General features: G+C 40.5%; 17 protein-coding genes. 14 read left to right on the plus strand and 3 right to left on the minus strand.

Going from position 1 to position 25500, the window contains the following annotated elements:
- Positions 1–4: 4 nt before the first annotated feature.
- Positions 5–1669 carry a peptidase domain-containing ABC transporter gene (locus BIZ36_RS14870; RefSeq protein WP_187458682.1) on the minus strand — a complete coding sequence of 555 codons (1665 nt, stop codon included), beginning with the start codon at positions 1667–1669 and terminating at the stop codon, positions 5–7.
- A gap of 3 nt (positions 1670–1672) precedes the next feature.
- Positions 1673–2347 (minus strand): TetR/AcrR family transcriptional regulator, encoded by a 675-nt coding sequence (locus BIZ36_RS14875; protein ID WP_187458683.1) that lies wholly within the window; start codon positions 2345–2347, stop codon positions 1673–1675.
- A gap of 726 nt (positions 2348–3073) precedes the next feature.
- On the opposite strand from BIZ36_RS14875, the gene BIZ36_RS14880 reads away from it, so the two are divergent.
- From BIZ36_RS14880 to BIZ36_RS14905, 6 genes are all read left to right on the plus strand, one after another.
- Positions 3074–6055, plus strand: a complete 2982-nt coding sequence (locus BIZ36_RS14880) for a SusC/RagA family TonB-linked outer membrane protein (protein ID WP_187458684.1) — start codon at positions 3074–3076, stop codon at positions 6053–6055.
- A gap of 13 nt (positions 6056–6068) precedes the next feature.
- Complete coding sequence (locus BIZ36_RS14885) at positions 6069–7628, plus strand: RagB/SusD family nutrient uptake outer membrane protein (protein WP_187458685.1); 1560 nt, start codon at positions 6069–6071, stop codon at positions 7626–7628.
- Positions 7629–7639: 11 nt separating this feature from the next.
- Positions 7640–8953: a SusF/SusE family carbohydrate-binding protein gene (locus BIZ36_RS14890; protein WP_187458686.1), complete on the plus strand. Its 1314-nt coding sequence runs from the start codon at positions 7640–7642 to the stop codon at positions 8951–8953.
- An 11-nt stretch (positions 8954–8964) separates the two neighbouring features.
- Positions 8965–11250, plus strand: coding sequence for an alpha-amylase domain-containing protein (locus BIZ36_RS14895; protein ID WP_187458687.1), 2286 nt, complete (start codon positions 8965–8967; stop codon positions 11248–11250).
- Positions 11251–11432: 182 nt separating this feature from the next.
- Positions 11433–13361, plus strand: coding sequence for a helix-turn-helix domain-containing protein (locus tag BIZ36_RS14900; protein WP_187458688.1), 1929 nt, complete (start codon positions 11433–11435; stop codon positions 13359–13361).
- 115 nt (positions 13362–13476) lie between these two features.
- Complete coding sequence (locus BIZ36_RS14905; protein ID WP_187458689.1) at positions 13477–15315, plus strand: glycoside hydrolase family 13 protein; 1839 nt, start codon at positions 13477–13479, stop codon at positions 15313–15315.
- Positions 15316–15370: 55 nt separating this feature from the next.
- Here the strand turns inward: BIZ36_RS14905 and BIZ36_RS14910 are convergent, their stop codons facing one another.
- A complete protein-coding gene (locus tag BIZ36_RS14910; protein ID WP_187458690.1) occupies positions 15371–16273 on the minus strand; it encodes a helix-turn-helix domain-containing protein in 903 nt (300 codons plus the stop codon).
- Between the two features lie 143 nt (positions 16274–16416).
- Between BIZ36_RS14910 and BIZ36_RS14915 the strand changes: the two genes are divergently transcribed.
- The 8 genes from BIZ36_RS14915 to BIZ36_RS14950 all read left to right on the plus strand — a co-directional run bounded on the left by BIZ36_RS14915 (position 16417) and on the right by BIZ36_RS14950 (position 25468).
- The gene (locus tag BIZ36_RS14915; protein ID WP_187458691.1) at positions 16417–17199 is read left to right on the plus strand and encodes a hypothetical protein; all 783 of its coding nucleotides are present in this window, start codon (positions 16417–16419) and stop codon (positions 17197–17199) included.
- Positions 17196–18311: an aldo/keto reductase gene (locus BIZ36_RS14920; RefSeq protein ID WP_187458692.1), complete on the plus strand. Its 1116-nt coding sequence runs from the start codon at positions 17196–17198 to the stop codon at positions 18309–18311. The genes BIZ36_RS14915 and BIZ36_RS14920 overlap by 4 nt, the downstream gene beginning before the upstream one ends.
- A 52-nt stretch (positions 18312–18363) precedes the next feature.
- The gene (locus BIZ36_RS14925; protein ID WP_286174819.1) at positions 18364–18861 is read left to right on the plus strand and encodes a cupin domain-containing protein; all 498 of its coding nucleotides are present in this window, start codon (positions 18364–18366) and stop codon (positions 18859–18861) included.
- Positions 18862–19018: 157 nt separating this feature from the next.
- Positions 19019–19480 (plus strand): (2Fe-2S)-binding protein, encoded by a 462-nt coding sequence (locus tag BIZ36_RS14930; protein ID WP_187458693.1) that lies wholly within the window; start codon positions 19019–19021, stop codon positions 19478–19480.
- A 21-nt stretch (positions 19481–19501) separates the two neighbouring features.
- Positions 19502–21772, plus strand: a complete 2271-nt coding sequence (locus tag BIZ36_RS14935; protein WP_187458694.1) for a xanthine dehydrogenase family protein molybdopterin-binding subunit — start codon at positions 19502–19504, stop codon at positions 21770–21772.
- 48 nt (positions 21773–21820) lie between these two features.
- Positions 21821–22720 carry an alpha/beta hydrolase gene (locus BIZ36_RS14940; RefSeq protein WP_187458695.1) on the plus strand — a complete coding sequence of 300 codons (900 nt, stop codon included), beginning with the start codon at positions 21821–21823 and terminating at the stop codon, positions 22718–22720.
- Positions 22717–23178 carry a putative quinol monooxygenase gene (locus BIZ36_RS14945; RefSeq protein ID WP_286174821.1) on the plus strand — a complete coding sequence of 154 codons (462 nt, stop codon included), beginning with the start codon at positions 22717–22719 and terminating at the stop codon, positions 23176–23178. The genes BIZ36_RS14940 and BIZ36_RS14945 overlap by 4 nt, the downstream gene beginning before the upstream one ends.
- A 25-nt stretch (positions 23179–23203) precedes the next feature.
- Positions 23204–25468, plus strand: a complete 2265-nt coding sequence (locus BIZ36_RS14950; RefSeq protein ID WP_187458696.1) for a xanthine dehydrogenase family protein molybdopterin-binding subunit — start codon at positions 23204–23206, stop codon at positions 25466–25468.
- Positions 25469–25500 lie beyond the last annotated feature (32 nt).

A 25500-nucleotide genomic window follows, 5' to 3' on the forward strand; every position in this document is an offset into this window, starting at 1 on the left:
TTTTTTATTTAGAGGAGACGATTCTTCCTTTGTTCATGGTAATGACCTTGTGACAATTCTGTTTCCACCTTGGGTCTTGGCTTGCCACGATAAGCGTCCATGGTTGATTTTTATCCGTAAGGAATTCCATAATTTTTTGAGATTCCACATCATCAAAAAGGTTCAATGGGTCTTTTAGCAAAAGCACTTTAGGTTTGGTTACGATGCTTCGTGCCAAGACAATCTTTTTGGCTACCGTATGGGGAATTTGCATTCCCTCAGGATAAATAATGGTTTTAAGACCTAAGGATTGTTCTTTTACAAACTGTAGGAGACCAACACCTTCAAGTGCCCAATGCAAATCTTTTTGGGAAATTTCCTTGTTACCAAAAGTGATATTCTCCCAAATAGTGCCTTCGAACGGGGTTTCTTCCGTTAATGATTGGCCCAGAAAAGAGCGGTAATGATTAAAGTTGATACCATTCAATGATATGTCGTTTACATATACGTTACCTCCGGTAGGTTCAATAATTCCGGCAATAAGACGTAAAAATGTAGATTTACCCGAACCATTGGGACCTGTAATCAGGTATTTGGAGCGAGGTTCTATCTTCAAAGAAATCTCATTAAGGATTGTTTTACCGCCGGGAACTGTTAAGGAAACATTGTTTAGTTCAATGGTCATATCCTCTTGCTCGGTAAATGGAGTGTCCCCATCTTGATCTTCCAGCTCCTTATCTACCACTTGTCCCATTTTTTCAAGAGAAGTAAGCAAATCATAAAAAGTTTCCAGTCCACGGATTAATTTCTCCACGGAAGTAATCACCAAAAGAATGATGATTTCTGCTGCCACAAATTGCCCGATGTTCATTTCTTGGTTGAGTACTAAGAGACCTCCAATTAGCAGAAGACCGGCAGTAACGAGTACTTTAAAACCAATCATCTGAATGAACTGCAGTAAGAGCACCCTAAAATGGCTTTCACGGGCTTTTAAGTAATGGGTAACCAAGGAGTCATTCTTGGTGACTGCCAAATTGGTTTTACCAGAAAGTTTAAAACTTACCAGGGACCGCGCAACTTCCTGGATCCAATGGGCTACTTGATATTTTAATTTGGATTCGTCCAGACTGGTATCCATACCTTTCTGTGCGGTATACTTAAATACCACATAAATAAGTAGTAACAACAGTAGACCGTAGATGATAAAAAAGGGATGGTAAAACGATAATAGAATCAAACCAAAAATAATCTGAAGAATGGATGCTGGAAAATCCAACATGATTTTGGAAAGACCCTTTTGCACGTTCAAAGTATCAAAGAAACGATTGGCCAGTTCCGGAGGATAATAGTTTCTTAGTTCACTCATTTTTATTTTGGGAAAGCGGTACGTAAATTCAAAAGAAGCCCTTACAAAGATTTTCTGCTGAAGATTTTCAATAATGCGAATCTGCATGATCTGTAAAAGACCTGCAAAGGCCACACCACCCGTCACCAGTACTACTAGTATAATCCAAGAAGTACTTATTTGTGCACCTTGAATTAGGTTGATAATAGCTTGTATACCAATAGGTAGGGATAAGTTTACCAATCCTGCGAAAATGGCATAATAGAAAGTCTGATAAACATCCCGTTTATCAAGTTTTAGCATGCTTATGAGGCGTTGCCAAGCGGTTAGTACATTTTTAGCCATTCATTAATTGTTTAAAGAATTAAAAACCAGGTGTTTAAAAAAGGTGTTTGGACCTTGCTTTTCGCTACAATTGGTGAGCGATGGAAAGTGATTTTTTAAAAAACGTTGATGTAAGGAACCTTCCAATACGGTACTTGCCAAACTACTAGGGAATTCAAAATCGGGATTCACCTCCAAAATCATCTCCTTTAATCTGTTGACCAGTCTTTTATAAATGGCAAAATAACCTTCTTTATTTTCGATATCTACCTCCTTGGTCAAATACGATTTAGAATATTCATTTACAACTATATTATTCAACTTCACCTCATCTATATGGGAATAAGTGGCATCAAATTTTGTGGGTCGGGTTATGATTTCAATGGCCTTTTTCAATTTGTCTTCCACATTGTTCATATTATTAGTGCCAAATACTAGTTGATATTCTAACCAGCCCCAATGCCATGAAGTAAGGTAAAGCAATAGTTTATGTTTGTTTTCAAAATACCGATAAATGGAGCTTTCGTTACTACCTATTTCAGTACCCAATTTCTTGAAAGTGAAGTGCTCAAAACCGATTTGGTCTATCATTAAAATACTTTCTTTCACAATACGTCTCCCTAAATCGCTTGTTTCAGGGTCTTTTATATAAAGTCCTTCATTGACTTGTATTTTAAGGGATTTTAATAGATTCTCCATGTTTTTGAAAATTGAGTCTCGCAAATATAATAGTAACACTATTAAATTATGAAAGATTAACTTTTAATTAGTGTTTTTGTTGAAGCTTTTAAAATGATTTTTAAAAAGGAGAAAAATTGCACTATACTTGGTTTTTACAGGTGTTAGAAGAATTTAATTCCTTTTAATTGCAATTGTCTAGAGTTGAACAGAAGTCTTGAAGGTTTTGGAATATCCATTCAATTTGAATAGTCAAAATTAGGTTGTAGACAAAGAAAATATGAGAAAGCAGTATTGTCTTTAGGTTAAATATTCCTTGTTTTTAAGAAGCATACTTTGGGTTTGTACAATTTATTTTTCTATTTGATTTATATACCTGCTTGTTTACGTTTCAGGATTGACAAATTCTTTTTTTAACACCCTTTTATTTATTTAAATCCGAAATAAGAGGGCATATTTTACGAATACTTAATCAGTCAAATTACACTTTTCTGCCTCTAAGAATCAAAATTTAACGTTGTGGGCCATGTTGGGTTTGTCGTTTTTTAAATGTCCTTAAATTGAATTTAAGTATTTGAATTTCAATTATTTAAAAAATGTAGTTTTTGTCTTTGGAAAAGGTGTCAATTCCGTTTTTATAGGTCATTTTATAAAATGAAGCGAACGAGCTGATGTCTTCAAGTAGTTTTAATTCCGATTTAATGGAGACTTTAAATCATAAACTACTAACTTAAATTCAACTCACACATGCGAGGGAAAATTACAATGTTTTTCTTGGTGCTCTTCTGTGCACCATTATTTGCATTGGCGCAGCAAGAGGTGACCGGTACGGTCATTGACGATTTGGGACTACCCTTACCCGGCGCTTCTATTGTTTTAAAGGGAACTACCAACGGTGTTACCACAGATTTTGATGGAAAGTATTCCATACAGGCCAGCGAAGGCAATGTATTGGTATTTTCATACATAGGTCTAAAAACACAAGAGGTAACAGTAACATCTAATGTAATAGATGTTTCTATGGAAAGTGATATATCACAATTAGATGAAGTGGTTATCATTGGTTATGGCTCCACCACAAAAAAGGATGCCACAGGAGCTGTGCAATTATTAACGGCAGAAGACTTAAACAAAGGTGCTATTACAACCGCAGACCAAATGATAACTGGTAAATCTGCCGGTGTACGGGTGGTCAACAATGGCGGTGACCCCGATGCAGGCATCAACATTCGTATACGTGGAGGCTCCTCTCTTAACGCGAACAATAGTCCATTGATTGTAATTGACGGGGTACCGTTATCCAATCAGAATCCTGCTGGTCAGGCCAACCCTTTAACGCTCATCAACCCAAATGATATTGAATCGTTTTCGGTATTAAAAGATGCATCATCTACGGCAATCTATGGTTCTAGGGCATCAAACGGTGTAATTATTATTACTACTAAGTCCGGTACCAAGGGAGCACCGCAATTCAATTTCTCGTCCAATGTTCAAGTAGGTACCTTAAGCAATCAGATAGATATTTTTGAATCGGCTGAATATGTTGATTTTATTCAGAACACCTATCCTGAAAGTGCAAATTTATTGGGCCTGAACGGTACTATCTACGATACGAATTGGCAGGAGGAAATTTATAGAACTTCCTACACCATCAATAATAACTTAACTGCGAGGGGAAATCTTTTTAATAAGATTCCGGTCAGGGCTTCTTTCGGGCATTCAGAAATCGCCGGTATTCTAAAGGAGTCGCAATTAGACAGATATACGGTCTCCTTGAACATCGCTCCCGAGTTCTTTGACCAACACTTAAAGGTGACAATCAACGCCAAGGGAATCGCCACGGAAAAAGATCAACCCGATACGGGGGCCATTGGAAGTGCCTTAACGGCGAACCCGACATTACCAATTTATGACCCCCAAGGAGGCATTTTTGGTGGATTCTACCAATTGACCGATGATCAAGGTATTGTAGGCCCAGCGAATCCATTGGCTTTACTGAAGCAACGAGAACGAAATGAAGATGCAGACCGTTTTATTGGGAGTGCCGAGTTTAGGTACAAAATTCATGGCTTTGAAGACTTGACGGCAGTAATTAACACTGGTATCGACTATTCGGAATCCAGCATTAACGAATATTTCTTGCCAAGCGCCGTTGGGGCATATACTGTATTTGATGGACTCCCCATATTTAATAACTTCAGCGAAAGCTTTAGGGAAAATCAGATAAAGAGAGATCATCTTTTAGATGCCTATTTAAATTATGCAAGGGATTTTGAAGGGGCGGTCAATAGATTGGACATACAAGCAGGTTATGGATATCAGAATTTTACCACCCAAGGAACTACTTTTCCAACTACTACAGAAAACGGTTTTAGGGAATCTCAGCAGCCTTTTAAATATTACAATATTTTAAACCTTCAATCCTATTTTGCTAGGGCCAACTTAACTCTTTTTGACAGTTTTTTGTTGACCGCTTCGGTAAGGGCAGATGCTTCCTCTTTGTTTGCCAAAGATGATAGGTGGGGGTACTTTCCCGCAGCAGCTTTGGCTTGGAAATTGGATGAAGAGAATTTCCTAAGTGATACCACTTGGATTGATCAATTAAAGCTGAGATTGGGATGGGGTCTCACAGGTCAACAGGATATCACAGGTCCAGTGGGCTATTTCCCGTACACTGCATTATATGATGATGGTGATCCAACGGTGAGTTATATGTTCGGTGATCAATTGATAACCACCTACAGGGCCAATGCCTTCAACCCTAATCTAACTTGGGAAAAGACTTCAACCTACAATGTGGGTATCGATTTCAATTTTTTCTCCAATATGTTAAGCGGTAGTGTAGATGGTTATATCAGAAATACTACGGATTTATTGGCAGAGGTGCCCCAATCAGAAGGAGCTTTAAGAAACCGGTTCGTAAGTAATGTGGGTGAAACGGAAAGCAAAGGTTTTGAGGGTGCACTTCAGTTTAGGCCGGTACAAGCGGATGGTTTCACCCTTGAGTTCAATGCCAATGCAGCTTTTAATGAGACCTATGTTACCGATTTAGATAATATCACACAGTTTTCTAGTGGTGGAGGTATCGGTCGTGGAACGGGTGTCAATATTGGGCAAACAGCAGTTGGTGAGCGTAACCGTACCTTCTGGTTGTATGAGCAAGTGTATGATGCCAATGGTAAAGTGATTGAAGACGCCTTTGTAGACAAGAATGGAGATGGTTTAATTTCTGATGCGGACAGAAGATTTATTCCTTTTGAGCCTAAGTGGACCTACGGTTTCGGAACCTTTGTTCAGTATAAAAACCTTGATTTAACAGCCAATTTAAGAGGGCAATTAGGGGGCAATGTTTACAATGCCAATTTGTTGAATAGGGGCTTTGCTTTGGCGGCCATTCCGCAGACCGATTCTGGTTTTATTGACAATACTTTGAACCTTTTTGATGGTTCGCAGTACGATGGGTTCCCAGAGATGCCGTCCGATACGCAGGCCCTTTCTGATTTTTACCTATCGGATGCTTCTTTCTTACGATTGGATAATATCACCCTTGGCTACAATTTTACACCCTTTAAGGATAAAAAGTTAAGCCTGAGATTCTATGGCTCTGCCAACAACCTTTTTGTTATTACGGATTATGACGGTTTGGACCCCGAAAATTTTGACGGTATAGAAACTTCGCCATATGCGCGTCCACGTACCTACACTTTAGGATTAAACCTTGACTTCTAAAAACGAACTACAGATGATTAAAAAGATAATATTCGGACTATTCACAGCTACTGTTTTGGTAGGATGTATAGATGATTTGGATACCGAGCCAAGGGTGCAGAAAAGTATCGATAACCTATTGGAAGAAGATGAGAATGCAGCCTTAGGTATTCTTGGTAAACTCTATGGTGGCTTGGCTCTGCACGGAATCGGTATTCCTGGCAGTGATAACCAAGAAGCGGATATTGCAGGGGACGACCCAGGAGAAACCGTATTTTTCAGAGCTATTTGGAACATGCAAGAGCTTACTACCGATATAGCCAAAAATCGCTGGGGTGATGGAGGTTTGGACCCTTTAACCACCGCTACCAATTGGGTGCCTACCAATAAGTTCTTTGGTTACCTCTACAACAGAAGTTATTTCAATATTGCGCAGATCAATAACTTTATTATAGACGTTCAAAAGGCGGATGAGCCAAACGCGGATTTATATGTGGCGGAAGCCCGTTTTCTACGTTCCCTTTTCTACTATTATTTGATGGACACCTTTGGAGGTGTGGTCATCGTAACCGAAGAAGATGGGGTTACGGGCGTAAGAAGAGCGCGCAACACCCGAACAGAAGTTTTTAACTTTGTGGAGAGCGAATTGTTGGCCGTAGAGGAGACCATACCTGCGAGCAATGAATACGGTAGGGCAAATAAAGCCGCAGTTCACATGTTATTGGCCAAGATTTACTTAAATGCGGAAGTGTATACCGGTACCGCTAGATATGCAGAAGCGCTTACCTATAGTGAAAAAGTGATTTTGGAGTCCCCTTTTACGTTGGATGATGATTACCAGTCCATTTTTCAGGGTGATAATTTTACCTCACCAGAAATCATTTTTCCAATTATTGGGGATAGAAATACGGTTCAGTCCTACGGAACAGCAACCTACTTAACCAATGGTAGCTTGGGAGATACTACTATGCCCATAGCAGAGTTCGGAAATTCGGACAGTTGGTTTGGTCACCGTTGTACACCGGCCATTTATGGCTTGTTTGGCGATCTGGAGACCACAGCGGATAGTAGAGCCATTTTCTGGACAGAGGGGCATAGTTATGAAATGGACGATTACCGTACCTGGGAAAGTGGTTACCCAACTACTAAATTCCAAAATCAATATTCCGATGGTAGTTCTGGGCAGAGTAGTTTCTCCGATACCGATATACCCTTATTCCGTTTGGGAGATGCTTATTTAATGTACGCTGAGGCATTTTTTAGAGGTGGAGGTGGTTCCGCGGCACAGGCGGTAGATTACATTAATGCGCTAAGAGAAAGAGCTTACGGTGATGCTAGTGGAAATATCACAGAAGCAGATTTAACTGAGCAGTTCTTGATAGATGAGCGCGCACGCGAATTGTACTATGAAGGTCATAGAAGACAAGACCTAATTCGTTTTGGTCGCTTTACTGGAGGAACTTACAACTGGCCTTGGAAAGGTAATGTGGCAGATGGTACTTCCATTCCAGACCATTACAACTTGTTTCCATTTCCTTTAGAAGCATTACAAGCAAATCCATTATTGGAACAAAACCCAGGCTATACTAACTAAAAACTAAGACGATGAAGAAAAATTTAGCATTTATATATGCATCCATCGTAGCAATGGCACTTTTGGTGACAGGTTGTAGCGATGATGATGAAAACATAAGAGTAAGTAGTGAGGCAAGTACACAGCTTACATTATCTTCTACAGATGCTCTAGAATTAACTAGAGATTTGACAGGAGAAACAGTTTTAAGCCTTAATTGGACTGCTCCAGATTTTGGCTTTACTGGTGCAGTGCCTACTTATAACGTGGTTGTAGGGGTAGATGCAGCTACAGAGGCTATGCCAGCCCGTGTAAATGTGGGTAACGTGCTAAGCAAAGATTTTTTAGCAGAAGAACTTAATGAGGCCGTGGCAGATGCAGGTGCTTTAGCTGGCCTAGAAAACGAAGTTAAAGTTTGGGTAGAAGCTATGTTAGGTAAAGATGTAGTGGCAGCTTCTGCAGCACAGACCCTAACAATTACAGGGTATGCAACTACGTTCGATTTAAGTTCGCCTTGGGGTCTAGTAGGGTCTGCAACACCTAACGGTTGGGATGGTCCAGACGTACCTGTTTACAGCACAGCAATCGCTAACGAATTTGTGGCTTATGTTACGCTTGTAGATGGGGAGCTTAAAATCCGTGAAAACAACGATTGGACCGTTAATTACGGGGATACTGGTGCCGATGGTGTCTTAGATTTAGACGGAGACAACATACAAGTAACAGCTGGCACTTACAAGGTAATGTTTAGTTTAAACGACTTTAGCTATAGCATAGAGCCATTTACTTGGGGCTTGGTTGGTGACGCTACACCAAACGGTTGGGATGGTCCAGATACGCCCTTAACGTATGATTCTTCTTCTGACCAATGGAGGGCAGTGGTAACTCTTACAGATGGTGAAATGAAGTTTAGACAAAACAATGATTGGACTGTAAACTTTGGTGATACCGGTGCAGATGGTACTATTGAAACCAATGGTGATAATATTATGGTAGAAGCTGGTAACTATCTAGTTTCGGTAGACTTTACCAATAACCTATATACTTTAGAACCTATTGATATTTGGGGCTTGGTTGGTGATGCTGCTCCCAATGGGTGGGACGGTCCTAACGTACGTTTTACACCAGATTATGCCAACGAAGGCGTTTGGATTTTGGAAAATGTTACGTTGTTAGACGGTGAAATTAAATTTCGTACCAATGATGCTTGGGATTTTAATTATGGAGATGATGGTAATGACGATACGTTAGAGGTAGACGGAGCCAACATTCCAGTAAGTGCAGGTACGTATACCATAACATTGTATTTGGCAGATGCCGATAACCCAACCTACACTATCGAATAAATCAAGAAATTATGAAAATCAAAAAATATATACATCTAAGTCTGGCTGCGTTAACCTTTGTGTTCGCAGCTTGTACTAACGATGATTTTTCGCCCTTAAAAGTTAAAGAAGCTAACGATGCAGAAGATTTACCTTCTGGCTCGGCAGCCGGTAGAACAGATGCATTAGTACCGGGTAATGGTGTTATGATGCAAGCCTTTTATTGGGACGTTACCGAGGGGGGAATTTGGTGGAACAATGTAGAATCTAAACTAGACAGCTGGGCAGCCAACGGAATTGATGCTATTTGGATTCCGCCAATCTCTAAAGGTCAAAGTGGTGGTTTTTCTATGGGGTACGACCCGGCGGATTACTTCGATTTTGGTGACTTTCAACAGCATGGAACTGTAGAAACCCGTTTTGGTAATCGTGCAGAATTGGAAAATATGATTGGTACTGCGCACGAGAATAATATTGCGGTTATTGCAGACATCGTACTAAACCACAATTCTGGTGGACAGTTAGAGTACAACGAGTTTAGACAAATTGAAACCTATACCTTGTTTGAACCGGCTTCTGGATTATTCAATAGAACTTGGTTGAACTACTTGCCTAATGCAGAAAATTTAAAGGATGAAGGTAGATTTGGTGGTTTTCCAGACTTGGATTTAAAGAATGACTATGTGCGCGATTGGTTATGGCAGTCCGAAGAATCGGTAGCCAATTACTACATGAATACGTTGAAAATTGACGGTTGGAGATTCGATTTTGTAAAAGGTTTTTCTCCAGATGTTGTTAAAGATTGGATAGCTACCGTTGGAGGTTATAGCGTAGGTGAAAATTTTGATGGCAATGTAGAAGGTGTAGTTGGTCCATGGGTTGAAGCCTCTGGTGCCAACGCTTTTGATTTTCCTAACTTCTTTAATATGCGCAATGCCTTTTTAAACGGTAATTTAAACGAGTTGGTAAAACCTAGCTTACTATCTACCATGCCAGAGAAAGCGGTAACTTTTGTGGGTAACCATGATACGGAAGCTAGAGATGGTAGTAATGAATTTCCAGATGCGTTTGAAACCCATGCTTATGCATATATTATGAGTGCTCCAGGATATCCTTGTGTATTCTATTCGCACTATGAGGATAGCGGTGAAGAGCAAAAAGCTAAAATCAACCAGTTAATTCAGATTCGTTCAGAATTAGCTGCTGGGGATTGGACAGTGAATCATGTTTCTAACCAAGAGTTTGTGGCTACTCGTGGTGGCGATGCAGAAAAACCAGGCTTGGTATTATATATTAACTTAAGTGGAGAAGAAGTATCCAGAGAAGTACAAACGCATTGGGCTAGTGCCAATATTAAAGATTACACAGAAGAATATTTAATTTTTGAGCAATCAGATGCTAGTGGTTTGGTTACATTAAAAGCCCCAGCCAACGGTTATGCCATTTGGGCAGCTACAGAAGACGAACAGTTGGCTTTCCCAGAAGTATTATATGTGCCAGGAGGTTACCAAGGATGGGACCCATCATCTGCTCCTGCCTTAAATGCTGTAGAATTACCAAACTTAGCCGGTACGTTTAGCGGTCACGTTCGTTTTACAGAAGCAAGTAACGAATTTAAATTTACAGATGCTCCAAATTGGGATAATGGAATTTACGCAGATGCTGGAGATGGTACTACAGGTGTATTGGATTCGCCTGGTAATAACATAGTTTTGGCAGGACCTCAAGATTATGAGATAAATGTTGACTTGGCCAATAATACCTGGTCTGCCAACACTTGGGCAATTATAGGTAGTTCTACGCCTAACGGTTGGGACGATCCAGATACGGATATGTCTTATGATTTTGATAGAAACGTTTGGACGGTAACAACTACGCTTACAGATGGTGAATTAAAATTCCGAGCCAATAATGGATGGGATGTAAACCTAGGGGATACTGGCGCAGATGGTGTGTTGGATAATGGTGGTGATAATATTGCTGTAACTGCGGGTAGCTACCAAATAGACTTAGATGTGGCAAACAATTCATTTACCCTTGGTAATTGGGGTGTTATAGGTAGTGCTACGCCTAGTGGTTGGGATGCTGATACCAACATGACATATGATACTATTAATCAAGTTTGGACCATTACCTTGGATTTAGTGGCTGGTGAAATGAAATTTAGATTTAATGATGATTGGGCCGTTAATTTAGGAGATAATAACGCAGATGGTAGTGTAGAACAAGATGGAGCAAATATTGCCGTTGCCGCTGCTGGAAATTATACCCTTACATTGAACTTAAATGCAAATACCTTTAATATCGTTCAGAATTAAAGATAGAAGATAGTTGGTTGTTTATTAGTTTTAATTGAGAGGGGTTGCCGTAATTGGCAACCCTTTTTTGGTTTCGTCCTTTTTACTTCAAATTCCGTTGAAAGCCCGGCGAATCGGAGCATAAAACTGATTCTAATTTGTAGCTTTGCAAGCATTCAATCAGAATCACCTTTTAAATTAAAATGGACGCTAATAGTATTCCTAATAAAGGTAGCATGGTAGGTCTTGAAATCTTTTTAAAGATTTCGAGAGCTATGTTTTTAATTGCCTTTTTCCTACTTGGCGCGTCAAAATTAGGTGCCCAGACTACATTTGTGGTGGATTATGTACCGCCCGAAACAAGCGTTAACGATACCCTATTCCTAACAGGCTCGTTTAATGACTGGAATCCATCGGATAAAAAGTATGCTTTCAATAGACAAGCTGATGGAACGTATAGGCTTTCTGATAAGCGGTTCTTGAATTCTTGGATTTCCTATAAAATTACGAGAGGTAGCTGGGAAACTGTGGAGGTACAAAAAGACGGTCAACCTCTGAAAGTTAGAAAGCTTTCCTTCAATCAAGTCGGTCCGCAAACCGAAACCCTACAGGTAGCAGGATGGACGGATAAATTGAATACAGCTGCGGAAAAACAATGGCTGTCCATCAAAGTGGTAGACATTCCTCAGAATACGCCCCCCAACACATCCCTTTACATCTGTGGTAATTTTAATGGATGGGTTCCTGGTGATGAGCGTTACAGGTTAAAATCTAAGGGAAACGGTGATTATGAGATTGCCATACCTGTGTATTATGATAGGTTGGAGTATAAATTCACCAGGGGAAATTGGTCCACCGTAGAAGGAAACAGTTACGGTAGACCGAGACCCAATAGAATTATTGAACTCTCTGAGGTCAAGCCCGATCAGGTGGTTGAGGACACCATTTCTTACTGGGAAGACCAATCGTACGGTATTTTCAATCCGTATACCTTACTATTGGTTTTAACCGCACTCCAAGGATTTTTCCTCATTTTCATCATTAATTCCAATCAAAACAATAACAAATGGGCCAACCAAGCGCTTAGTGTGCTCATCTTTGTAATCTCCTTTACATTAATTGCCAGGGTGGTTATTTACGACCGAGTTATTTATACCAATTATCCAAAACTATCCTTGTTGACAGATTTGGTTTTTTTCCTATATGGGCCAACACTATTAATTTATATCAAACGATTACTGCATCATGCCAAAAAAACAATTTGGGACTATTGGCCACATTATATACCCTTTCTGGTGCAATGCATTATTTATATCAGTTTCTTTTTTAAACCTACACACACCTTTATAGAGCAGAATTTGTTTCAGTCTATGGATTCTCCTCCCTATTCTGTATATGAGGTGATTGTATTGCTGGCATTAGTATTTAATGTTTGGTATTGGTTTCGGATTAAGGGTATTATCAGAAACTACTTTAAAAATATTGAGCATACCTTTTCCACGGACCAGAATATTAGATATCTCAATGCAATTCTAATCATATTAGGGATTTGCCTGATATTATGGACGGTCATTGTTTTAGTGGACGTATACGGTACGTTTACGGAGCAACCTGTCAATACTCTTACTAATTTCTTTATTGATGGTATTTGGATAGTTTTCTCAGTAGTGGTATTCTTTTTGGGGTATTTTGCTATCAAACAGCCACAGATTTTTAGGATGCCGGAGCAAGAAGACGAGGAGGCACCAGAAGCAGAGAAGCCGCAAATGGAATCTGAAGAGCTTGAAGAACTAAAGGAAGCATTACATAAAATGATGACCGAAGAGCAGGTTTATTTGAATCCAGAGTTAAGTTTGCCTGAATTGGCGGACCGGATGAATTCAAATGTTCACACGCTTTCCCGGACCATAAATTCCGGTTTCAACAAGAATTTTAGGGATTTTGTGAATCACTACCGAATTCAGGATTTTATTGAAAGGGCACAAGACGAAAAATATAAGAACCAAACCTTTTTGGCCATCGCTCTGGCAGTTGGTTTTAATTCCAAATCCTCATTTAATCGGTCTTTTAAAAAGGTTACGGATAAGTCGCCGCGCGAATATTTTAACGATTTGGAGCAAGCATCCACTTAGATGTCCTTATAAAAGGTGTCATTTTATGGATAAGACTGCCCATTTTATAATTTAAGTCGATACCACGGCAGGTTCTCAGTAGTTTAGCTATCTCAACTTAAATTGAAATACTACAATGAAAACTGCAACCACCCTGCTAATGGCATTGGTGTTTTTCTGTACACACCTTACCGCCCAAAATTCCATAGAACGAGTAGAACCGCCCAATTGGTGGGTGGGTATGGAATATAATTCGGTAGAATTGTTGATTTATGGAAAAGACATTGCGGCCAACGATGTAAGACTAAAAACCTATGAAAACGTACAATTACAAAGCGTTAAAAAAGCAGCCAACCCCAATTACCTATTTGTAACCATTGCAATAGGTGAACAGGCCCAACCGGGAAATTTGCAATTGGACTTCCGGAAAAATGGCACTACTGAATTCGTTCAATCCTATGAGCTGAAAGCACGTGAAAACAACCGTAAAAACATAGCCGGTTTTAATAGTGCTGATGCCATTTACTTAATAACGCCAGACCGTTTTGTAAATGGAGACCCAGAAAATGACGCAGTTGTGGGCATGGTAGAACAACCCAACCGAAAAGATAAAGGCGGTAGACACGGCGGGGATGTGCAAGGTATTGTTAATAGTTTAGATGCGATTAAGGATATGGGATTTACCGCCATTTGGACCAATCCTATCCTCGAAAACAACATGCCCAGCTATAGCTATCATGGGTATGCCATCACGGATTTTTATAAGGTAGACCCACGTTACGGAAGCAATGCGTCTTATAAAGAGATGGTAGAGAAAGCTTCTGAAAAGGGAATGAAGGTAATTATGGATATGATTGCTAACCACTGTGGATTGGAACATTGGTGGATGAAAGATTTACCATCGGAAGATTGGATCAACCAATGGGATACCTACACCCAAACCAATCATAAAAAAACGGTAGTGTTGGACCCCTATGCTACTAAAAAGGACACCAAAGAATTTTTTGATGGCTGGTTTGTGCCCACCATGCCAGATTTAAATCAGCGTAATGCGTCTATGGCCAACTATTTAATACAAAATACCTTGTGGTGGATAGAATATTCTGGTATTGCCGGTATTCGTATGGATACCTATCCATATCCAGATATGTATTTTATGCGAGATTGGACGGCCGCTGTGATGAAAGAATATCCAGATTTTAATATAGTAGGGGAAGAGTGGGTGCTGCGCCCCACTATTGTATCGTATTGGCAAAAAGGCAAGGAGAATACCAATGGCTACACTTCTGAATTAAAAAGTGTGATGGATTTTCCAATTCAACACGCCTTGAGTACCTCTTTAAACGACGCCCGTTCTTGGAATGCGGTTTATGAGGAGTTGGGTCAAGATTATTTATATCCAGACCCAAATAACTTGGTGGTTTTTCCAGATAATCATGATATGAGCCGTATTTACACCCAACTAAATGAAGATGCAGATTTGGTAAAATTAGCATTGACGTATGTTGCTACCGTTCGCGGTATACCTCAAATTTATTATGGTACGGAAATTTTAATGGGAAACAAAGGCACCGAAGATCATGGCATTATCAGAACGGATTATCCTGGCGGATGGGCAAAAGATAAAGTAAATGCCTTCACCGGAGACGGACTCACAAAAGAACAAAAAGATGCAAAAGCTTATTTGAGCAAGTTATTTAATTGGCGAAAAAATGCTGAGGTTATCCACAACGGAAAGCTTATCCATTTTGCTCCAAAGGATAACATTTATGTTTATTTTAGGTACAATGAGCACAAAAAGGTAATGGTTGTTTTAAATAAAGATGCGAAAGCCAAGCTATTAGATGTTGCTGATTATCAGGAAATATTAAAAGGTAGTGTAAATGGTAAAGATGTGCTAACCGGTAAACAATTTAAGAATGCCAATACGATCAATGTACCTGCAAAAACGGCCATGATCATTGAGATAGACTAACTTATGTTAACCTTTTTACACCGTCTAAAATCCAGTCTTGTACTGGATTTTTTTATTAATTTAACTGCCTAAACTCCTTAGGCGAATGCCCCACCTGCTTTTTAAAAAGTCGGCTAAAATGTTGTGGGTATTTAAAGCCCAGTTCATATGCAATTTCACTAACGGATTTATCAGGATTAAACACTTTGCTTTTAGCTACATCTATAAGTTTGGTCTGTATGTATTCTTGGGCAGAGTTACCCGTTTCTTTTTTAACCAAATCCCCAAAATAGTTGGACGATAAATTTAACTGGTCCGCAAAATAACCCACAGAGGGTAAACCATATTTTTGGGGCTTTTCAGAGTTTAAATAATCGTTCAATAAACTATCGAACTTTTGTAAGGCACTTTGATGCGGAATTTCCCGGGTCAAGAACTGTCGGTCGTAAAAACGAAGGGAATAATCCAACAGCAATTCAATATTGCTAACAATCAATTTTTTACTGTGCTTATCCAGGTTCTGTTCCAACTCAAACTGAATCTTGTCCATAACACTCAACACCAACGCCTGTTCCCGTTCAGATAAATGCAAAGCTTCCTTAACCCCATATGAAAAGTATTTGTAGCTCTTCATCTTGCGGTCCAAGTCTGAGCCCAACAATAAATCTGGATGAAAAATTAGTGCATACCCTTTGGGTACGTAATTGGGGTCATAGCTAATTCCGGCCTGTTGTCCGGGCGCTAAAAACACCATGGAACCTTCGTCAAAATCATATGCACCACCTCCGTATTTTAGCTTGCAATTTTTGGCCATTTTTAGAAAAATGGCATAGCAATCAAAGTGTAATCCATCATAAGAATAATCTGGGTAGGCCGTGGTTTTTTCGTAATCTAAAATTCCCACCAAAGGATGTGTAGGTTTCGTATTTCGCCATGCAAAATAATCAGCAACAGATTTAATGTGGTAAATGTTTTCCATGATTTTCTAGGCTTTATAGCTTAAAGGTAAACATTTGCCTATCAAATAATACCAAATCCGTAATAATGGTATAAACATCCGTAATCTGGGTAGTACTTGCTCTTAATTAGTTGGTTAGTTTTGGTCTAAATTGAAAAAAGCACATGAAACCTTTTCATTCTAAGCAACTTATAGCTGTACTTGTTTTTGTGGTCACTGCTGCAAATGCCCAAGAAGAAGAACAAAAATTTCTGGATGATTTTAGGGGAACGGCCAGCATAACCCATAACGGAATTTCGTTGGTGCCTTCTTTTTCGTTGGGCGATCCTGCGTTGTTGTTCGACTTGAAGTTTACCAAAGGTCGGGTAAGTTTTGAGCCCGATATGCGCTTTGCATTGGAAGGTAAACCGTGGTCTTTTTTATTTTGGTTTCGCTACAGGGCAATTCAGACAGAAAAATTCTCCTTGCGGGTCGGGGCGCATCCAGCCTTAAATTTTAGAACCATTAGCATAATCCGTAATGATGTTCAAGAAAACATATTAGAATCTCGTCGCTATGTAGCTGCAGAGATAGTACCCACCTATAAGTTGGGCAAAAATATAGGTATTGGCTTGTATTATTTGCACGGTCGTGGGTTTGATGATGGTGTAAAACAGACCAATTTTGTAGTGTTCACTTCCTACTTTAATAACATAGGTATAGCAAAAGACTATTACTTAAATATATCACCGCAAGCCTATTATTTACGTATGGACAGCATAGACGGGGTATATGTGGTTGGTTTTATCACCCTGGCAAAAAAGAATTTCCCCCTTTCCATTTCGTCCATTTTAAACAAAGCCATAGACACCCAAATTGTTCCCGAAGACGATTTTACATGGAACATCTCCCTAAACTACAGTTTTGGAAGTACTAATTTAAAAGCGAACAAAAAACGAAAGATATGAAAGACTCTAAACAAACAAATGAAGGTAGAAGGGATTTTGCCTTAAAATCTATTTTAGGATTAGGTGGATTGGCCATTGCGGCCAATGCAACGGCAGCTGCGCCAAAAAGAGCAAGCAGCAATTTAACCCTGCCAGAAGGAAAACGTATGTTGGGTAATTTGGAGGTTTCGGCAATAGGTCTAGGTTGTATGAGTATGAAAAGCGGTAGTTACAATCCGCCAAGGGATAAAAAAGAAATGATTCCGGTTATACGCGGCGCCGTAGATTTGGGGGTTACTTTTTTTGATACCGCAGAGGTTTATGGCCCATTTACGGATGAAGAATTGGTTGGCGAAGCCTTGCAACCAGTGCGGAATGAGGTGGTAATTGCCAGCAAGTTTGGATTTGATTTTACCAATGGAAATCGCGCTGGTAGAAACAGTAAACCAGAACACATTAGAAAAGCAGTGGAAGGGATGTTGAAACGGCTGCGGACAGATAGGATAGATTTATTGTATTTACACCGTGTAGACCCGGATGTTCCAGTAGAAGAAGTGGCCGGAGTAGTCAAAGAATTGATTAAAGAAGGCAAAGCGTTGCATTTTGGATTGTCTGAAGTTTCTCCCACTACCATAAAAAAAGCACATACGGAACTAAGGGTTACCGCCGTACAGAGTGAATATTCTTTAATAGAGCGTGTGTTGGAAAATCAGGTAATCGATACTTGTGGTGAACTAGGTATTGGTTTTGTGCCCTGGGGCGCGGTCAATAGAGGTTTTTTAGCCGATAAGTTCAATGAATACAGTCGTTTTTCAGATGATTCCCGTTTTTCTTCTGTGCCTTATTTTACTCCAGAAGCTATTAAAGCGCACATGCCCTTGCTCTCTTTGGTACGCGAATGGGCTCTTAAAAAACAAGCTACCCCGGCGCAAATTGCCTTGGCTTGGGTCATGGCACAAAAACCGTATATCGTACCCATACCTGGTACTACCAAATTACATCACATGAAAGAAAATATGGGTGCCCTTACGGTAAAATTCACTCCAGAAGAACTTCTTGAGTTTAGAACCCAATTTGAGAAAATACCATTGGTGGGGGTAAGAACTCCAGAAACGGCTTTGGTAGATAGGTAATACAATTTACCATAGGGATAATCTGTAATTTTAAAAATAAAATCAAAATACAATGAAAACAACAAATAGCAATTTTAGAAAATTTACAATGCTAATGCTAGGTCTTATCTGTTATACCACGGGTGTCTTTGCCCAAAAAACAGATTATGCCATATCTTCTTACCAAACTGAAGGGGTAAAAGCACCCAACACCCACTACATTGGAGCCGCATGGTTAAACCCGTTGCTACGGGCAGATGGTGATTTGGACTACAACATTACCAAAGCAACGTTTAAAGCCAATTCAACATTAGATTGGCACAAACATGAGTCGGTTCAAGTATTGATTATTGTGGATGGGGTAGGGTATTACCAGGAAAAAGGAAAAGAAGCAGTACTGGTAAAAGAAGGAGACGTTATTAGGTGCGAAAAGAATACGGAACATTGGCATTCCTCATCCAAGCATAAAGATGTAACCTATTTGGCCATTTATGGCGGAGAAACCCCTACGGTTTGGACCGAAGTAGTAAGCCAAGCATATTATGATAAGGTGGCAGAACGGTTAAACTAATTAATGGTTGAACCATTACGCAGTTTACGGGTATTTTAGTTGCCAATAACTGTAAAGGTTCAATTATGAAGATTTAACAGAATAACAACGGGAGAATCAATAATTTAGAATGCATCCAAAAGGATAATTCAGTACCTTCAAACAAACACTCAAAACAATGGCAACATTCAATCTAAAAATCAACGGAAAAACCCAAACGGTAGACGTAGATGGGGCTACACCCATGCTCTGGGTGTTACGAGACCACTTGCAAATGGTAGGTACCAAATTTGGTTGCGGTATTGCCCAATGTGGGGCCTGCACGGTTCATTTAGGCGATAATGCGGTTCGCTCATGCCAACTGCCTGTATCGGCCGTAGGGGAACAAGAAATTACGACCATAGAAGGATTGTCCGAACATGGCGACCATCCAGTGCAAAAAGCTTGGCTAGAAGTTGATGTGCCACAATGTGGGTACTGCCAGGCCGGGCAAATAATGACCGCTTCTGCCTTATTGAAGCATAATCCTAACCCTACGGACGATGAGATTGCCAGTGCTATGCACGGAAATATTTGCCGTTGTGGTACGTATACACGTATTAAAAAGGCCGTGAAAATAGCTGCTGAAAACAATTCGTAATTCACCCTAAAACGAAAAAAGATGACACTAGTAAAATCAACATTGGGCCGTAGGGCCTTTATCAGAAATACCGGTTTGGCCGGGGGTGGATTGGTTTTAGGATTCAGTTTTTTCAATTCCTGTAAGCCTAAAGTTGCCGAGGCCGTTGGCATGGAATTGGAAATGCCCAAAGAGTGGTTCGAAATTAACGGATATCTAAAGATAGGGGATAATGGCGTGGTCACCATCATGTCTCCAAATCCCGAAATAGGGCAGAACGTACGCACGTCTATGCCCATGATCGTTGCGGACGAACTGGAGATAGATTGGAAAAACGTGGTGGTAGAACAAGCACCCTTGAACACTAATTTATACAGCTGGCAGGTAGCCGGTGGTAGTAGGTCTATTAGTAGCTCTTGGCAAAATTTGCGTATGGCAGGTGCAACGGCCCGTCAAATGTTAAAAGAGGCTGCCGCAAAGGCATGGCAAGTACCTGCAAGTGAGATAACCGCTATTGCAGGTGTTTTGTCCCATGAGGCTAGTGGTAATACGGCAGGTTATGGCGATATGGCCTCCGCTGCAGCCCAATTAGAGGTGCCGGAGCAAGTGGAACTCAAGGAGATTACCGATTTCTCCATCATTGGCACCACTCGAAAAAATGTAGATGGAAAAAAAATAGTGACCGGAAAACCTTTGTTTGGTCTAGATGTTCAAAGAGAGGGAATGTTGATTGCCGGTTTGGTGCATCCGCCAGCATTTGGAAAAAGGCTCAAGTCTTTTAATGCAGATGCGGCTATGGGAATGCCGGGTATTAAGGAGGTATTTTCCCTAAAATTATATGAAGACGATTTTGATAAAATGGCGTTCCATTTTACGGCGTTTAATGAAGTATTGGTGGTAGTGGGCGAATCTACATGGCAGGTATTTCAGGCAAAAAAGGCAATTGAAGTGGAATGGGAAGACGCTCCTGATGTTACCCAAAAAATGTCCATGTTCGGTAATCAAATGGAAGTGAAACACCCTGCTGGAATGGAAAATTCTGAGGGGCACATGTCCAAATTGAAGGAATTGATAGCGCGCAATGCTAAAGTGGCCCGCAAAGATGGTAATCCTGAAAAGGCATTTAAAAATGCGGCCAAAATTGTGGAACGCAGCTATAGTTGCCCTTTTTTGGCACATAATACCATGGAACCAATGAACTTTTTTGCCCATGTGACGGAAGACCATGCAGAATTGTTGGGGCCTACCCAGACCCCGGAATGGATGGAACCTGCCGTGGCAGAACGTTTGGGCCTACCCTTAGAAAAAGTGGATATACAAATGACGCGTCAAGGAGGTGGATTTGGGCGTAGGCTTTACGGACATTTTATGGTAGAAGTGGCCGCCATTTCCCAACGGATGAAAGCGCCGGTTAAATTGGTGTACACCCGTGAAGATGATATGACCCAAGGAATTTATCGCCCAGCGTATTATGCTACTTATAGGGCGGCCTTGGATGCAGATAATAACCTAATTGGTTTTCACGTAAGGGCCGGAGGCATCCCAGAAAGTCCTTTGTTTGCCAACCGCTTTCCGGCTGGTGCCATTGATAATTACCTAGCAGAAGATTTTACGGTAGATACCAACATCACTACAGGGGCATTTAGGGCACCGCGCTCCAATTTTATTGCTGGAGCAGAACAATCGTTTCTTGATGAACTGGCAGAGGAGATGGGAAAAGACCCAATTGATTTTAGACTGGAACTGCTCAAACGTGCAGAGGAGAATCCTGTTGGTAATCCAGAATCCAATGATTATGATGCTTCGCGTTACGCAGGGGTATTGGAGTTGGTACGGGAAAAGGCTAATTGGGGTCAAAATCAAGAAGGTATTCACCGTGGGGTATCCGCTTATTTCTGTCACCAAAGTTATGTAGCCCAGGTATTGGATATTGTAATGGAAGGCGATAAGCCCGTGGTAGAAAAAGTTACGGCGGCAATTGATTGTGGCATTGTGGTAAACCCGGGTGCAGCGGCCAACTTATCTGAAGGAGGGGCCGTAGATGGTATTGGGCATGCTATGTATAGTGGATTAACTTTTAAGGATGGTTCTGCAGAACAAACTAATTTTGATAGGTACCGTCTAATTCGCCATGCAGAAGCACCTAAAGCTATAGAAACGCATTTTGTAAAGAACGATATAGATCCAACTGGTATGGGCGAACCGCCTTTTCCTCCAATTATGGGCGCCTTGGCCAACGCTTTGTACAAGGCAACGGGTAGACGTTATTATAACCAACCTTTTATAACGGATAAGCCACCTTTGGTAGGCTAATAAATTTTATAGGAAGGAAAAGGGGCGAAAATTATAGTGAATCATTATATGAGAGAAAAAGGGATAATTACTATTTGCTTTGTATTCGGCTTTTTGAGTTGGTCATGCAGCCAAGAGAATAAGGTGATCGATTGGTTTCCGAAGGGTACGGTACTGCATGGTAATATCAATTATAATAACGATACACTTCAAAAGCATCTCTTGGATATTTACTTACCTCCCAAGCCTGAAAAAAGAATGCCTCTCATTGTTTTTGTTCATGGCGGTGGCTGGATCGTAAACGACAAATATGCCGATATGGGCTACATGAAGAAGACCGTATCGGAAATTATAGAAAGTGGGTATGCATTGGCATCCATTGATTATCGTTTTGCAACACAGGCAAAATTTCCAGCTCAGATACAAGACTGTAATGCAGCGGTATCATTTTTGGTCGACCATGCTGATGAATATGGTTTTGACGCGGACAAAATAGCGGTGATGGGCTTTTCAGCCGGTGGACACCTAGCTTCTATGATGGGGCTCTCAAAAAATAATAAAGTTGGGGAATTTTTTATGCCAGGCACGAGCGATGATTTTCAATTTAAGGCGGTAGTCGATTTTTACGGCCCAGCTGAATTAATACTATTTCCTGGTGCGAATGACCCCGAGTCACCCGAAGCTTTGCTTATCGGTGCAACACCGGTAGAGCGCCCTGATTTGGCCAAAATTGCTAGCCCCACCACATACATTGATAAAGGAGACCCTCCATTTCTTATTATTCATGGGGAAAAGGACGATATGGTAGACCCTAGGCACTCACAATTAATTAGCTCGTGGCTTACCACAAAGGGTATTGAAAATGAATTGATCATTGTTAAGGATGCGCCTCATTACGGTGAAATGTTCGATGCGGATGATATTCGCAACAAGGTTATCGATTTCCTGAAGGAACATTTGGATCAATGAAAATTACTGGTACGAAAATAGGGTTCCGGTTTTCGATGGTAATCATGGGTCTTATGCTGATGTTCTCATCACTCGTCAGTCAGACCATAGAAAAAAGTACAGATGATTTCACTGATGCGAGCATGATGGTGAGAATTGCCGTACTTGAAATTTATCCTGAACATTTACAGGATTATCTGACTATTTTAAAAGAGGAAGCTGAAGCTTCGGTGCGATTGGAAAAGGGGGTAATCTGCATCTATCCCATGTACATAGAAGAGAATGAGAACCAGATTCGTTTATTGGAAATCTATGCCAATAGAAAGGCCTATGAAGAGCACTTGAATTCACCACATTTCAAGCATTACAAAACGGCAACTTTAAAAATGGTCAAGAAGCTAGAGTTAATTGACATGAAGCCTATAGATAAAGAAACGATGCCAGATATATTTAAGAAGATGGGGCAATTGAGTGACTAAAAAGTTTAAACCTAAAGTAAGAATTATGCCGACTACAAAAATTAAAATGGGAAGACGTTCCTTTATCAAAAATGCGGGTATGGGTAGTGGGGCTCTTATATTAGGTTTTAGTTTCTTGAATGCTTGTAAGCCTAATGGTTCTAAAGAAAATTCCATTGACAGTGCCCCAAAGGAATGGTTTAAAATAAATGGCTATTTGAAAATAGCCGATAATGGTGTGGTAACTATTATGTCTCCCAATCCGGAAGCAGGTCAAAACGTTAAAACCAGTATGCCCATGGTTATTGCAGATGAGTTGGATGTTGCATGGGAAAACGTGGTGGTAGAACAAGCGCCATTGAACACAGATGCCTTTAGTTTTCAATTTATAGGTGGTAGTCAGGCAATTCGCCGTGGCTGGCCAGGATTGCGGAAAGCAGGGGCTACAGCAAGGCACATGTTGAAAATGGCCGCTGCAAAACAATGGAACGTTGGTATCGATACTATCAAAACAAAAGACGGACGGTTAATACATGAATCTTCTGGTAAGTCCGCTGGCTATGGTGAATTTGCCAATGCAGCATCAGGCTTAGAAATTCCGGAAGAAGTTCTTTTGAAAAATCCTGATGAGTTTCACATCATTGGAAACTCAAAGAAAAATGTTGAAGGTATAAACATTGTAACAGGAAAACCACTGTTTGGAATAGATACTATTAAAGAAGGAATGTTGATTGCCATGGTGGTGCACCCACCGGCATTTGGTCAAGAGATAAAATCAGTCAATGACGCTGAGGCCAAAATAATGCCTGGTATTAAAGACATTTTCACCATTAAGCTTTACAATGATGACTACGTAAAAACACATTTTGACACCCGAAGTTTCAATGAAGTTGCCGTAATTGTTGGTGAAAGAACGTGGCAAGTTATGCAGGCCAAAAAAGTACTTGAAGTAGATTATGTAAACAGTAAAGAGTCCATCACAAAAAGAAAGCATTATAGTGGCCGTAATTTTGAAGAACGCATCCCCTCAGGTATGGAAAGTTCTTCTGAGCACTATAAAGCAATGGAACGGCATGCCAAGCAAAATGCTGAAACAGTTAGAAGGGATGGCAATCCGGAAAAAGCGTTTTTACAAGCCAAAAGGATTGTTGAAAGAACATACACCGCTCCTTTTCTAACCCACAATTGTATGGAGCCCATGAATTTTTTTGCAGATGTGCGTAATGGCAAAGCGCGATTGAGCGGACCTGTGCAAAAGCCAGAATTTACGGAACAAACGCTCTCTGCCCGAACAGGGATTCCGTTAGAAAATATCGAGATTGAAATGACCCGTTTAGGAGGTGGTTACGGCCGTAGGTCATATTCTCATTGGGCGATTGAAGCCGCATTAATATCCCAAAAAATGAACGCTCCCATAAAATTAGTGTACAGCCGTGAGGACGACATGACTGCCGGAATTTACAGGTCTATGTATCATGTTACCTATAAGGCTGCTATTGATGCGGAAAATAACCTAACTGCGATACAGGTAAACGCAGGCGGAGTGCCAGAAAGTCCGTTATATGCAAATAGATTTCCGGCAGGAGCCGTATCCAATTATTTAGCGGAAAGCTGGACCATAGATTCCAATATAACTATAGGCTCTTTTAGGGCACCACGTTCCAATTTTGCAGCATTTGCCGAGCAGGCTTTTTTAGATGAAGTGGCAGAAACACTGGGGAAGGACCCAATTGATTTTAGGTTGGAGTTACTAGAAAGGGCAAAAAGTAATCCTGTAGGTGAAAACAATGATTATGATCCCAATAGGTATGCAGAAGTTTTAAAACAGGTTCGCGAAAAATCAGGTTGGGATACCATTTCTGAAAGATCAGGCAAAGGCGTTTCAGCTTATTTCTGTCATAATTCTTATGCCGCTCAGGTTTTGGAGCTAAAAATGGAAGCAGGTTTACCTTCTATAAGTAAGGTTACCTGTGTCTTGGATTGCGGTATCGTTATAAATCCAGATTCTGCCAGAAATATGGCAGAAGGGGGTATAGTGGATGGAATTGGGAATGCTTTATTTGGCGAAATGCCTATTGAAAATGGCGTTCCTCAAAAATCCAATTTTGACACTTACAGAATGATACGAATGAAAGAGGTACCCAAGGCAATTGAGGTCCATTTTATTACGAATGGTGAAAACCCAACTGGGTTGGGAGAACCAACGTTTCCACCAATTTTTGCGGCTTTGGGCAATGCAATGTACAAAGCAACGGGTAGACGCTATTACCACCAACCTTTTATAACGGATAAGCCACCTTTGGTAGGATAAAATCATTTCAGGTAGCTTAAAAATCATATGCC

The organism is Cytophaga sp. FL35 (assembly GCF_014349235.1).
Lineage (GTDB): Bacteria > Bacteroidota > Bacteroidia > Flavobacteriales > Flavobacteriaceae > Euzebyella.

Excerpts from the sequence above, each read along its gene's own strand:
- BIZ36_RS14880 (WP_187458684.1), top strand. The coding sequence starts at position 3,074 with ATGCGAGGGAAAATTACAATGTTTTTCTTGGTGCTCTTCTGTGCACCA.
- BIZ36_RS14905 (WP_187458689.1), top strand. The coding sequence starts at position 13,477 with ATGAAAACTGCAACCACCCTGCTAATGGCATTGGTGTTTTTCTGTACA.
- BIZ36_RS14925 (WP_286174819.1), top strand. The coding sequence starts at position 18,364 with ATGAAAACAACAAATAGCAATTTTAGAAAATTTACAATGCTAATGCTA.
- BIZ36_RS14895 (WP_187458687.1), top strand. The coding sequence starts at position 8,965 with ATGAAAATCAAAAAATATATACATCTAAGTCTGGCTGCGTTAACCTTT.
- BIZ36_RS14935 (WP_187458694.1), top strand. The coding sequence starts at position 19,502 with ATGACACTAGTAAAATCAACATTGGGCCGTAGGGCCTTTATCAGAAAT.
- BIZ36_RS14870 (WP_187458682.1), bottom strand. The coding sequence starts at position 1,669 with ATGGCTAAAAATGTACTAACCGCTTGGCAACGCCTCATAAGCATGCTA.
- BIZ36_RS14875 (WP_187458683.1), bottom strand. The coding sequence starts at position 2,347 with ATGGAGAATCTATTAAAATCCCTTAAAATACAAGTCAATGAAGGACTT.
- BIZ36_RS14950 (WP_187458696.1), top strand. The coding sequence starts at position 23,204 with ATGCCGACTACAAAAATTAAAATGGGAAGACGTTCCTTTATCAAAAAT.
- BIZ36_RS14885 (WP_187458685.1), top strand. The coding sequence starts at position 6,069 with ATGATTAAAAAGATAATATTCGGACTATTCACAGCTACTGTTTTGGTA.
- BIZ36_RS14890 (WP_187458686.1), top strand. The coding sequence starts at position 7,640 with ATGAAGAAAAATTTAGCATTTATATATGCATCCATCGTAGCAATGGCA.
- BIZ36_RS14945 (WP_286174821.1), top strand. The coding sequence starts at position 22,717 with ATGAAAATTACTGGTACGAAAATAGGGTTCCGGTTTTCGATGGTAATC.
- BIZ36_RS14930 (WP_187458693.1), top strand. The coding sequence starts at position 19,019 with ATGGCAACATTCAATCTAAAAATCAACGGAAAAACCCAAACGGTAGAC.
- BIZ36_RS14900 (WP_187458688.1), top strand. The coding sequence starts at position 11,433 with ATGGACGCTAATAGTATTCCTAATAAAGGTAGCATGGTAGGTCTTGAA.
- BIZ36_RS14940 (WP_187458695.1), top strand. The coding sequence starts at position 21,821 with ATGAGAGAAAAAGGGATAATTACTATTTGCTTTGTATTCGGCTTTTTG.
- BIZ36_RS14915 (WP_187458691.1), top strand. The coding sequence starts at position 16,417 with ATGAAACCTTTTCATTCTAAGCAACTTATAGCTGTACTTGTTTTTGTG.
- BIZ36_RS14910 (WP_187458690.1), bottom strand. The coding sequence starts at position 16,273 with ATGGAAAACATTTACCACATTAAATCTGTTGCTGATTATTTTGCATGG.
- BIZ36_RS14920 (WP_187458692.1), top strand. The coding sequence starts at position 17,196 with ATGAAAGACTCTAAACAAACAAATGAAGGTAGAAGGGATTTTGCCTTA.